The organism is Paenibacillus sp. FSL H3-0286 (genome assembly GCF_045040705.1).
GTDB lineage: Bacteria > Bacillota > Bacilli > Paenibacillales > Paenibacillaceae > Paenibacillus_AQ > Paenibacillus_AQ odorifer.
Map to the genome: position 1 here is coordinate 6,065,605 of NZ_CP150285.1, position 12,442 is coordinate 6,078,046.

Here is a 12,442-nt window from a genome sequence, read left to right on the forward strand (position 1 = left end):
AATATTGCAAATAAGAGCACCTGAGTCCGATAGCGAATCCGTTCACTGGGAACCATAGTTCATTCACTGAGAATCATAATCCGTTCACTGAGAATCATAGTCCGTTTACTGGGAGCCATAGCCCGTTTAGTGAGATTCGTACTCCGTTTACTGAGAGTCATAGTCCATTCACTGGGAGCCATAGTCCATTCACTGGGAGCCATAGTCCATTCACTGGGAGCCATAATCCGTTCACTGAGATTCATAGTCCATTCCCTGGGATTCACACTTTGCCACTGTTTGCAAAAACGAACCTCACAACTAATACGATTTCAGCTTATAACAAATACACCTTCAACTTATCGATGACCTCATCGATTTCCGCTGTAGTCGTATATCGTCCCACACTAAAACGAACCGCCCCCCGTCCAATGTTCTCCGACACATGCATAGCCTTTAAAACAGGCGAAATCAACGTTTCACCGGAATGGCACGCTGAGCCAGTTGAAGCCGCCACAGCTTCCAGGGAATCGATAATTTCATGACCCACTGCTCCAAGAAAACTAACGTTAAGGGTGTTAGGCAAGCGCTTGTGTTTATGACCATTCAAATGAATTTTTTCGCCAAAAGACTCCTGCAGTCTTCCATAGAAATACTCCGTAACTTGCTTAACTCTTTTTCTAGAATCAGAGTCAGCAGCAAGCTCACAGGCTTTTCCTAAGCCAATAATGTAGGGTGTATTTTCTGTCCCCGCTCTTCGCCCCTGTTCATGGCCCGCACCGTGTATCAAAGGCTCAATGTGAATGCCGTCCCGAATGTACAATGCTCCAATGCCTTTGGGCGCATATAATTTATGGCCTGCAAGCGTTAGAAAATCCACTCCCAAATCCGCTACATCGAGGTCTACTTTTCCCGCAGATTGTGAAGCATCTGTATGAATAAGAATGCCCCGTTGGTGGCAGACCTCAGCTATTTCCTTGATCGGCTGGATCGTACCCGTTTCGTTATTAGAGTGCATGATGGAGACCAGAATGGTTTGGTCCGTGAGCTGCTTTTTCACATCGTCAACCTGCACCATTCCATACGAGTCAACAGGTACATAAGTCAGGTTGTATCCCATCTGCTCCAGGTACTGACAAGGTTTAATTACCGCTGGATGCTCAATAGCAGACAGGATAATGTGATTACCTTTATGGCGATACGTTTGGGCTACTCCTTTAATGACAGTATTATTAGACTCACTACCCCCACTGGTAAAAAGCACCTCACCCGGCGCACAATTCAGGAAATCAGCCACCTGTGTTCTTGCCTGCTCTATTCCGAGTTTAGCTTCCCGCCCCAAAGAATGACTGCTTGAAGGATTCCCAAAATGACCGTAAAGATAAGGGATCATAACCTCTGCTACTTCCTTATCTACTGGTGTTGTAGCGTTGTAATCTAAATAGATCATATTAAGTAAAGCCCCCTTTAACCATAACGCGAAACTTATACTTCTTGATGTTTAAAAAAAGAACGCACAGCAGTCTCAGCTTCATCCAGATTATTCACTTTAAAAGTAACTCTCTCAATGCCTTCATACTGAGTGGACGTATAATCGTATCTAGGGTCGTAGTAATACTCTAACAGCAGCGCCACAGCTTCGCCGAACAAATCTGCCTGCAAGCATCGCTCGATTTCTGCCGCAATAGGGATATGAATTCGGGATTTAATACTCCGAAATGCAGAAATACATTGCTCCTTGTATTCTTCTGGCCGGTAATCCTCAAGGATTTGCTCCACTCTGGCATGCAAAGGCATCTCAATCCAGATCTGCGTTCCGCTCTCTTTTTGCTCGGCCATAAATGGGGGCATTACTACCTTACCAATCTTTTTGCTCTCCGCTTCAAATAGTACATAAGGAGAATCCCCGATCTTAATTAACTCCTCTAAAAGAAGACTATCGAACGTTTTTTGATTGTTCGCACGAAGGCCAATCTCACCAAAAATAGAACCGCGATGACCTGCCATCCCTTCCAAATCCAGAACGGGGTAGCCTTGCGCTTTCAGGCGGTGTAACAGATTGGTTTTACCTGTGCCTGTATTTCCGTGAATCACATAAGACTTCGCCTTACATTCATAGGACTCCAATTCGTCGAGCACCCATTTACGATAAGCCTTATAGCCGCCTATCAGCCGGTAAGCATGAATATCCATTAAAGAGAGTACGGTCGCAGTTGTACGGCTGCGCATACCTCCCCTCCAGCAGAATACAGCTTTGTCTCCTTGAATCGCTGCAAATTCTTTGACAAAAGAAGGCAGTTTTGCCGCAGCAATCTCCAAACCACGTTCTTTCGCGGCCTGCACACTTGTCTGTTTATACAACGTCCCTACTTCAGCCCGTTCCTGATCATCAAAAAAAGGAATATTCAAACTATCCGGCAGCGTTGCATCTTTATATTCAGAAGGAGATCTAACATCAATAATGGTGATCTGCTTCTTGTTTTTTAACACTCTAAGTTCTTCCAGTGTAATGTCCTGAAACAATATGCTCTCTCCTCTGGTGGCTAACCTTTATAATTTGCTCTAAGCTGATATACAACAGTTATTCCACAGCAGCTATAACTGTAATCTGACCCGGATGCTCTTCCGTTACCTCTCCGATCAATGCCGCTTCTACCCCTGCATCTACTAACTCTTTTAGCAAATCTTCGCTTTGTTCAGGGGCCACAGAGATCAGCAATCCGCCAGAAGTCACAGCGTCACATAGAATATAGCGGCTTAGTTGGTCCATCTCTTCCGGATAAAGAATGCTGCCTTCCAGATGGGCAAAGTTATTCTTAGTGCCTCCTGGAACAAATCCCTGTTCCGCAAGCTCTCTTACTCTTGGCAGCATAGGTACATCGCCTTGACGAATGATCAGGCCCGTGCCGCTCCCTTTAGCCATTTCCGAGGCATGTCCCAGTAGCCCAAATCCGGTAACATCTGTACAAGCATGTACATCATAAGGCTCCATGATTTCAGCCGCTTTTTTATTCAAAGTAGACATTACTGTCGTAAGGCGTGTGGTTTCTTCAGGAGATAGCTGATCCTTTTTAATGGAAGTTGTTAAGATCCCCACACCGATAGGCTTCGTTAGAACCAGCTTGTCTCCCACCTTGGCGCCCGCATTCGTTCTTACTTTGTCAGGATGCACAAGGCCCGTAACGGCCAATCCGAATTTGGGCTCTTTATCGTCGATGGAATGTCCGCCCACAAGAGTAGCTCCTGCTTCCTGTACTTTATCCGCTGCACCGCGCAAAATGTCACCGAGAATGCTTTTATCTAAAACAGAAATAGGGAAGGCCACAATATTAAGCACCGTAAGCGGCTTTCCACCCATCGCATAAATATCGCTTAATGCATTGGCTGCTGCAATTTGACCAAATGAATAGGGATCATCCACGATCGGCGTGAAAAAATCAACAGTTTGCACTAACGCTAATTCATCACTTAAACGGTACACCCCTGCATCATCACTAGTGTCCAGACCTACAAGTAGATCCGGGTTAGGAACAGTTGGTGGCAGACTGCGAATAACCTGCATGAGATCAGCGGGACCGATTTTGCAGCCGCAGCCCCCTTTTGAAGATAATGAAGTCAGTTTTATAGTTTCAGCTTGAGACATCATGACTCAGCTCCTTTAGTATGAATTATCTTAATCTTACACGAGTAGATCGCATTGTACAAAATGCAAGAGTAGCAGATGTGCTGCTTGTTACGCCTTCCTCTATACACTTACCATCACTACTTAGGTCTACCGTTCTTTCCCACGTCGGGTGAGCTATATTTGATGCTGTGGTAGGGTGGGTCATTAAGTGGCGTTCTAGGTACAAAATGCTTGTAAATGTTCAACATCCATCGGTTAGTAAAATAACAAGGCTGGCTCATTCGTAGATTTTACTACTGATAAGCCAGCCTTTAGTTGGATGTCCATTATATTAGGGAAATCCTCCCTAAAAACATCCTATTATTAGGGAAGTTTTCCCTAATCCATGTTCTAGGAGCCATAATCTCCTTCACTTTAGGGAGAATTCCCCTAAAGTTCAACCCAAAAGGACGTCCCATAGCCAGCTCGTGCTCCCTGGCTATGGGACGTCTTTTTTCTCACTTAAACGCTTCGCTTGTGAAGGTCTCCCAATAGATCAGCTAATCTGCTGACTGCCCTGCTGCTTCTCTAAGAAACGCTGAAGAATCGCATTGAATTGCTCCGGCTGGCACAGATTACTTGGATCTAATGCGTTCGGAATAATCGCCAACTGCGCCTGCGGCAGCTGAGACACCATTTCCTTCATACAATTCACTCCAAATTCATTAAAGTCCCCCACAATACATAATGCAGGACGTTTAAAAGCCTTTAAACATCTGGTGTAATCAACATGGCTCGTAGCCAGCCTTTGCCGATATAACTCCCGGGGGCGTTTGTCCAGCAGTCCTCTTCTAATCTCATTGTAGGCCAGACTCCAGCGCTCTCGGTACATCATCCGAATCGAAGGCAACACCAGCTCGCTTGGGAGATAATACATTAGTAAACTGCAATATGCTGCCATAGTTTGTATTTTCCCTACTATTGTTGATCCGTGAGTCCTACAAAAGCTATCCGCGACCACAATTGCTTTTACACGCTCAGGATATTGTTTGGCAATATGCTGAACGACTAAGCCACCATAGGCGATTCCTACAAAAACTGCTTCACGGATACCTAGGTCATTCAACAGCATAATCAGATCCAGACATTGCGTCTCAATAATCTCATGTGGGGCCTCCAGCAGTTTACCAGACTTGCCATTCCCCCGTAAATCGCACAAAATCACTTTATATTTATCGGAAAAATACTCCAGCTGTGGTTTGAACATACTGTGTGTTAATCCATGTCCATGGATAAACACAACCGGAGTGCCAGTTCCATTGATTTCATAATAGAGCGAAGTTCCGTTCAGTTTAGCGATAGGCAAAGGTAACACCTCTTTCATAATAAATTCTACGACTATATCTGCTTAAAAACGCAGCAAAAAACCACAGAGGGATTCTCTGTGGCTATTCATCACTAAACACGCCATTCATCCTCTCTCCATACGCTTACGAGGTTAGCTGTCGGATTCGGGCAGTGAGAGTTGCCCTACCTGCAGGGATGCATATTATGCACCCGGAACAGGATTCACCCCATAACCAGTGCCGACTCTCACATCGGCTGCCAGTTGTTGGTTCCCCCGCTTTCCAGAAACGGAAATTAAGCGGATTGCTTATGTAATTGTAAATTTAAGATAATTCTCAGTTCTGAGATGAATCATACTCTTGTAAGGTTTTCTTGTAAAGGAGGGCTCTGGTCAAAATAATGTTGAAAGCAATGCTTTTCATTTCATATTAAGCATACTCTTCATTTTCTCTTTCTTTTGCTCTTGTTTACTCGTTTTCTTAAGAAAAACAGCTCTGAAGCAAGCGAAAAAGGGGGTGATTCACCAGTACTTTCCTATTTAATAAGAAACGACAATCTTCAATACCAATATTGGGCCAGTTTCTGTACCTTGGGGTGTTCGTCGTTTCTATGTCCCCGATCCGTTTGGCAAGCTTGTTAATATTATTTCACATGAACAGCACGAATGATTTCATAAAAAAGAAAAAAGCTAAGCAGAATCAGAGATCTCCCCCTGTCCACTTAGCTTCCTTTTACAATACTATGGCTACAAAAGATCGGCGTTTTTCAATGCATGCTCCCAGCTTGGAAAAAAGAACAGCGCACTTCTCATAAGCTCTGGGTCGCTTTGCTTCACTTGTTTTTTACTGATCGAGCTTCCGTCGCTTTGCAGCTTTTTGATGCGACTTAATACTTCATCAGCCTCCAAAGGAATTTCCATTGAAACACTCCTTTCTCAGTGACCTGTTTCCCTTCATTTTCTCCATAATATGTTTATTTATTCCGTACTCTTAATTTCCCCAGATTAAACCATCTGATAGATGGGTTGTTCAGCAATGAACCGGGTAGGAAGCATGGGATATTTGTCTGCTAAGATTTCAGCTAAATATTTCATCCCCGGTGCTTCACTCTCCGCATGACCTAACATGATGAGCGCTTTAGATCTGCCTTGGTGCCCTGCATCCCGCACATATTCCGGAGTCTCCCACTCTGGTCCCTCTCCAGCGATAATTAAATCAAGATTGTGATCATTAAAAAGCGGAATAGCCATCATCCCGCCTCCTCTGTAACCTACTAATATCCCTACGCGTTTGCAGGACAGAGACAGGTCACCAGCAGCGCGTACATAAGAGATGCCTAGCTTACTTTTAATATACTGAGCAGCTTCCATTACAGTCATAGCAGGAATAGTGAGAATCGTAGCAGCCGCTTGCTGCTCTTCCACATAGTCTGACCAATCCAGCTCTCGCAGCAAGCCCATCATAATCCCATCCGGCTCTTGCCGATGCCAATAATCATGATAACGAAAAATAGCTATTGGGGAATGTTCGATCAGACTTTTTTTCGCATGATAAACCGGATCACCTTCTAACCACTCGCTCGCTGCATGATGGCTATAAAATACACCTTCATGCGTGATCAGCAAATTGGCTCCTAACGCTATTGCTTGCTCCACAATATTTTGTGTGGCAGAGAAGGCCGTAATAATCCCTGTGACTTCAGTTTCCGGTTCCCCTGGGTTCAGAATATCCACAGTCCCTTCTACCTGTTCCACAGTTCCCATTAAATCTTTCAAAATCGCTCTAATCGTGAGGCTCACTATCATCATCCCTCGAATCGAAATCTAATAAATCTTTCTGCCTTTAAGATCCTCAATTCCGCTCTTGCGGTAAAAATACGTATTGATCCGATCTCTCCATTCCTGCGCATGCTCTGCTTGCTCTTCAAGACGTTGCTTCACTTGCACATACAATCCACTCTCCATGCTGCCTTCAAGTGATTCCCATGTTGCTAGAAGCTGTGCAGCCTGCTCTGCCCCCTCGAAATGAGTATCGTAGATATGTTGTATAACCGTTTGCCCCGATTGCAGAACATGCGTGTATGGAACATGATGGAAGAACAGCAGCAGCTCTTCTGGACAAGACGCTAGATTCTCATAATTTGATGCGTTAAGACCCATATACTGTCCGCTATACCCCGTTCCCGATTTGACTGAACGATCCACACCAATGCCCTTATGATCCGCATAATGGTACGTTCCCCACTTGGCGTATTCATATCCATCCACATTCGGCCCATAATGATGATCCGGATTAACCATCCAGCCCACACCTAATGGAGCTGTGTAAGATTCGTAAATCCTCCATGAGTCCATTAACATCCCGCGAATAGCAGCCACTAGACCTTTATCAGTGCCAAAGGTAAGGCGAATCCATTCCTCAGCTATTTCTTTTGCCGTCAGCTCCGGATTCCAAATTAATCTCCCATATCCATACAGATTGGCTTGAGCTAACCCATGCCCCGTCCAGTTCATGTCATCCCCGACATTAGTTACAGCAGCCACACCATTATACTTATTTCCCCACACCGATCCGTCCACAATATGTTTCACAAGCGTAGTTTGCCCTTTGGCATAAGTATTGAAATCAAGGACTTCTTTCCACTGTGGAACGAGATAACAGAGATGCCGCTGCTGCCCTGTATATTCTTGAGCAATCTGAAACTCCATCAGATGATTGGTATGTTCCAGTGCGCCAAACAGCGGAGATACCGGTTCTCTAACTTGAAAATCCATCGGTCCGTTCTTGATTTGCAGCACTACATTATCATTAAATCGGCCATCCAATGGTTTGAAATGATCATACGCTGCTCTGGCCCGATCTGTCTTACGGTCACGCCAATCCTGCTTGCAGTTATATACGAAACAACGCCAAATCACGATTCCGCCAAACGGCTCCAGTGCTTCTCCCAGCATATTAGCGCCATCGGCATGGTCACGCCCGTAAGTGAATGGTCCAGGTCGATTTTCTGAATCTGCTTTGACCACAAACCCGCCAAAATCAGGGATCACTCGATAAACCTCACCCGCCTTATCTTTCCACCATTGCCGCACCGCTGGGTCCAGTGGATCAGCTGTCTCTAATGCTCCGATCTGTATCGGACTGGCGAAGTTAGCACTGAGGAATAGCTTAATTCCGTATACGCGGAATATTCCTGCAATTAACGCGATATCAGGCAAATATTGCTCCGTTATAAATAGAGATTCAAGCTCATGAACATTCACATTGTTAATCGAAATCGCGTTGATCCCCACAGAGGACATCAATCTGGCATAATCACGCAGCCGCTTTGTATCGTTAAGAAATTGATTGGACTCGTAAAAAAAGGACCGTCCAGCATAGCCACGTTCAATACTGCCATCAAAATTATCCCAGTGATTAATCATTCGCAGGCCGTTCACCGGACTCATAGACAAATTCAGAGCGTCTATTTCGCTTTCTGTTCCTATCAGCCGTAACAGATGGAATACGCCATACAATATTCCAACAGGCGTTGAAGCACCGACAGCGATACATTGCTCAGTAGCGTTTGTACGTATAAGGAAACCTTCAGGACCCAGTGAATCGGTTCGTTCTCCTGCGAATACTCTACTAATTAATGGATTCCCCCCTTGGAAGGTTCCTATAACGATACACGGTCCTTCAGGTTTCGCTGTGAGCAGTGGCGCTTTGCCCAGCATAGAGGTCATCCCCTGTATGAATTCCGCGGCTGCCGCCTGAATCGTCTCGTTGTCCTCCGTTACTACCAACTCAACACACCAATCTATATATTGATTGTATAGAGATCCTGATTTCAGCTGACCATAATTGAGCCAAGCCTCATAAGCGGTATTTGTCATGTTTATTCCTCCCGTATAAATAACCCGCCCTGGATTGAAAAGGACGGGTTCATGATTCGCAAGCTTGAGCAGGTTACCCGCTCTATGATTTGGTGACAGCGTTAAGCAATTGGTGATACGCTGGCTTAGGATTATGCTGCTCATCGAATAGAAATGGCCAATTTTTCCGTCCCCGAACAGGGAAGCCGTCCAGCCATGTATAGTCATCCGCTGCTCCCCAGAAAGTGACTGAGCTAATCACGTCGCGGTATTCTTTCAACAGAGCAAACATCGCTTCATAGCGCTCTGCCTGTAGCTCGAGCAGTTCGGCAGGTGCAACCTTTAAATCCATTCGTTTGTCATCGAAACGGAACATGGACACATCCAGCTCTGTCAATTGGAGCTGAAGCCCTAAAGATGCATACTTCTCAATAGCAGCACGTATTTCATCTAAGTCCGGATCGTATAGATTCCAGTGGGCTTGCAATCCGACGCCATGGATCGGCACTCCTTGTTCCAGCAGCGACTTCACCATTTTATAGATTTTGTCACGCTTAAGAGGATTAGACTCGTTATAGTCGTTGTAGAATAATAAAGCCTTAGGATCGGCTTCATGAGCGAATTCAAAAGCTTTGCCGATAAACTCCGGTCCGACAATATCCAGCCACTTTGACTGGCGAAGAAGTTCTTCTCCTTCATCTGCAATAACTTCATTTACAACATCCCAAGCATAGATATCTTCCTTGTAACGCCTAACCACGGTCTGAATATGTGATTTGAGCCGTGCAAGCAATGTCTCTTTGCTTACAGGCCCGCCCTTCTTATCCTCAAACAACCAGTCCGTAGTCTGGTTATGCCAGACTAAAGTATGCCCACGCATAGCCATATGATGTTTTCGGGCGAAGGCAACCAACTGATCTGCTAGTTTAAAGTTATAACTGTCTTCAAGCGGATGCAAACTTTCAAACTTCATCTCATTCTCAGCGGTAATGCTATTGAAATGATAGGCGAGCAAATGCTCCTGTGATTGTATCGTCAACGGGTTAACGGCTGCGCCAATTTTGAAATCCTCAGCAAATATTGTTTTTAGTGCAGGTTCTGTGTAATCACTAGCTTGTCTCAACAAGTTCCCTCCTGACAAACGCATTTATATCAGTATTCGAATAATTAAGACTGATAATCGAACCAATCGAAGTAGGCAGGCACCTCAGCCACCTTGCCATGACCTGTTGCATATAATCCGATAAGAACACCCGTAAATCCATTTCCTTTTACGGCTTGAGGAGATAATGGATACGCTGCTGCTGTTGATAGCTTATTCCACTCCTGCCCATCCAAAGAATAAAGGAAGCTGTATTCGGTAAGCTCAGCCTTAACTTTCAAATAAATTCGCTCGGCAGTAGTTGGAACCTCTGCCGCTGTATGGGTTACTCCATCCATAGTCACATGAGCTGTAATCACTTTTTGCCCGTTTTTTTGAACAAGTCCAATTTCATAATGAGCATTCTCATCTAATCTGGCGCAAAGTCCAGCTTCCACATCAGCAATAGATGAAGGCATTTCAAGCAGCGTGCTCCATTCTGCCGAAGTATGCTGCTGTCTTCTGCCTACAAAAGCCACTTGGCCTACTTCACTGAGACCTGCAGATTGTCCTCGAAGAGATAACCATCCCTGTCTTTCGTTTAAGGACCAGCTTCCCTCAGCCGGATTCCGCAGAAAGGCTAATCCCAGCGGCAATACTTGATCATCAAAATCATATCTTCCACTAGTCTTAGGTTTTGGCGATTGACCAGGTACACGTGAAACCTTCATTTCCAGTCCAACTGTGTCTTCATTATTATCGATCATCGGCCATCCGTCTTCAGTCCAGCTTACGGGAGCAAGGAAAGTCTCTCTTCCAAGCACAGTGAATTTTGTATCTACTAGTCTTACTCCAAGGAATACGGCCCACCAATCCCCGTTACGATCCTCAATCAAATCGGCATGCCCTAAATACTGAATGGGATTGTCAGTACCGCTGTGCGTCAATATCGGATGCGGCAATCGTTCAAACGGTCCATAAGGAGAGGAGCTGCGGCCAATGATCTCCCGATGTTCCTTAGCCGTTCCTCCTGAAGCCGTCATGATATAGTACATTCCATTTATTTTGTACAAATGAGGGCCTTCCGTCCAAGGTCCGCCATCCCCAGTCCAGATGACAACTGGTTCTGTTAATGCTGCTCCCGTAGCGATATCTATCTCATATTGGATGGCATGGGAGTCATAATCTGCCCCCTGCTGGGTGGTTACATATACCTTTCCATCCTCATCAAACATTAGAGAAGGATCAATTCCTCCATAAGGAATACTAATCGGATCTGACCACGGACCCGCAGGATCCGTAGCCGTAACATAGAAATTTCCTTTCCCGTGTACTTCGGTCGTTATCATGTAAAACGTTCCTTCATGATACCGGATCGTTGGGGCAAATATCCCCCCAGAGCTCTTGCTTTTACGAGTATCCAGCTGACTTACACGATTGAGCACATGACCTATTTGTGTCCAGTGAATCAAATCCTGACTATGAAAAATAGGTACGCCAGGGAAATACTCAAAGGAGCTGCAAACTAAATAGTAGTCATCCCCTGCCCGAGTGATACTTGGATCAGGATAGAAGCCTGGAAGTATCGGATTCGTGTATGTGATTGAAGATGGGGTCATAATTTAACAGACAACCTTCCTATTACTTAATAGTGATTGCAAGCTCCTTATTCCTTCACGCTTCCTACATTTAGACCGACCACAAAATATTTCTGCATGAATGGATAAACTAGCAAAATTGGAACCGAAGCAACGATCGTAACGGCTGCCCGTATGGAGATTGGTGTAACCATGGCATGTACCGACTCCTGAGTCATCCCTGTCCCGTTATTTACACTAGGGTTACTGTTCGAGTTCATAGTAGAGGATAGCAGCTTCATTAATTCATATTGCAATGTACTCAAGTTCTGGCGGGAAGAGGTGTAGATAAACGCATCAAACCATTGGTTCCACGCACCTACTGCAACAAAAAGGGCGATGGTAGCAAGAACAGGTTTACACAAAGGGAAGACTACTTTCATGAAGATCTTGAATTCCCCGGCACCGTCGATTCTTGCAGATTCCATAAGACTTTCATGTAAGGTACCAATATAAGTACGGATAACGATCATATTAAATGCACTTACCATGGACGGGATTACATATACCCAGAACGAATTGAGCAAATGAAGATCCTTCATAAGGAAATAGTTTGGAATCAGACCCGCACTAAAATACATGGTAAGGACGAATATAAAGGTAATATGTTTGCGGAAAACATATTCTTTCCGGCTTAACGTATACGCAAGCATCGTGGTTAAAAATAGATTCAGGATCGTAGATATCACTGTTCGTGCTACCGAAATCCAAAAAGCATTATAAATTGTACCTGAGGCAAAAACCGCTTTGTAGTTCTGTATGGTCCACTCTCTAGGCCATAAATAAATGCCGCCGCGGATGGTATCATTCCCCGCATTAAAGGAGACTGCTATAGTATTCAGGAATGGATACAAGGTAACAATAACTAGACAAACCATAAATATAGTATTGAAGGTGCTGAACACTACGGGTTCGAACCTCAGATTTTTCATCCGGTT

General features: G+C 44.8%; 10 protein-coding genes, 1 pseudogene and 1 riboswitch. Of the genes and pseudogenes, 1 reads left to right on the forward strand and 10 read right to left on the reverse strand.

The features are described from left to right. Positions 1 to 316: 316 nt before the first annotated feature. The 4 genes from MHB37_RS27025 to MHB37_RS27040 all read right to left on the reverse strand — a co-directional run bounded on the left by MHB37_RS27025 (position 317) and on the right by MHB37_RS27040 (position 4,949). The gene (locus MHB37_RS27025) at positions 317 to 1,429 is read right to left on the reverse strand and encodes a cysteine desulfurase family protein (protein ID WP_076221014.1); all 1,113 of its coding nucleotides are present in this window, start codon (positions 1,427 to 1,429) and stop codon (positions 317 to 319) included. Positions 1,430 to 1,464: 35 nt separating this feature from the next. Continuing rightward, a complete protein-coding gene (mnmH, locus tag MHB37_RS27030) occupies positions 1,465 to 2,502 on the reverse strand; it encodes a tRNA 2-selenouridine(34) synthase MnmH (protein ID WP_340392805.1) in 1,038 nt (345 codons plus the stop codon). A gap of 58 nt (positions 2,503 to 2,560) precedes the next feature. Continuing rightward, complete coding sequence (gene selD / locus MHB37_RS27035; protein WP_405168707.1) at positions 2,561 to 3,625, reverse strand: selenide, water dikinase SelD; 1,065 nt, start codon at positions 3,623 to 3,625, stop codon at positions 2,561 to 2,563. Between the two features lie 514 nt (positions 3,626 to 4,139). After that, on the reverse strand, positions 4,140 to 4,949 hold the full coding sequence (locus MHB37_RS27040; protein ID WP_076130474.1) for an alpha/beta fold hydrolase: 810 nt from the start codon (positions 4,947 to 4,949) through the stop codon (positions 4,140 to 4,142). A gap of 105 nt (positions 4,950 to 5,054) precedes the next feature. Next, positions 5,055 to 5,241, reverse strand: a riboswitch (cyclic di-AMP (ydaO/yuaA leader). 246 nt (positions 5,242 to 5,487) lie between these two features. On the opposite strand from MHB37_RS27040, the pseudogene MHB37_RS27045 reads away from it, so the two are divergent. Further along, positions 5,488 to 5,598, forward strand: a pseudogene (locus tag MHB37_RS27045) (glyoxalase); the annotation flags it as partial. 77 nt (positions 5,599 to 5,675) lie between these two features. Here MHB37_RS27045 and MHB37_RS27050 read toward each other — a convergent pair. The 6 genes from MHB37_RS27050 to MHB37_RS27075 all read right to left on the reverse strand — a co-directional run bounded on the left by MHB37_RS27050 (position 5,676) and on the right by MHB37_RS27075 (position 12,436). After that, on the reverse strand, positions 5,676 to 5,849 hold the full coding sequence (locus tag MHB37_RS27050; protein ID WP_169744809.1) for a hypothetical protein: 174 nt from the start codon (positions 5,847 to 5,849) through the stop codon (positions 5,676 to 5,678). Positions 5,850 to 5,933: 84 nt separating this feature from the next. Next, a complete protein-coding gene (locus MHB37_RS27055; RefSeq protein WP_370510796.1) occupies positions 5,934 to 6,728 on the reverse strand; it encodes a Nif3-like dinuclear metal center hexameric protein in 795 nt (264 codons plus the stop codon). Positions 6,729 to 6,752: 24 nt separating this feature from the next. Next, positions 6,753 to 8,807 (reverse strand): alpha-glucuronidase family glycosyl hydrolase, encoded by a 2,055-nt coding sequence (locus tag MHB37_RS27060; protein ID WP_340033651.1) that lies wholly within the window; start codon positions 8,805 to 8,807, stop codon positions 6,753 to 6,755. Positions 8,808 to 8,889: 82 nt separating this feature from the next. After that, positions 8,890 to 9,909 (reverse strand): endo-1,4-beta-xylanase, encoded by a 1,020-nt coding sequence (locus tag MHB37_RS27065; RefSeq protein WP_254848999.1) that lies wholly within the window; start codon positions 9,907 to 9,909, stop codon positions 8,890 to 8,892. Positions 9,910 to 9,953: 44 nt separating this feature from the next. Continuing rightward, positions 9,954 to 11,486, reverse strand: a complete 1,533-nt coding sequence (locus MHB37_RS27070) for a glycoside hydrolase family 43 protein (protein ID WP_339244919.1) — start codon at positions 11,484 to 11,486, stop codon at positions 9,954 to 9,956. A gap of 47 nt (positions 11,487 to 11,533) precedes the next feature. Continuing rightward, complete coding sequence (locus MHB37_RS27075; protein ID WP_139329891.1) at positions 11,534 to 12,436, reverse strand: carbohydrate ABC transporter permease; 903 nt, start codon at positions 12,434 to 12,436, stop codon at positions 11,534 to 11,536. Between the last annotated feature and the right edge of the window lie 6 nt (positions 12,437 to 12,442).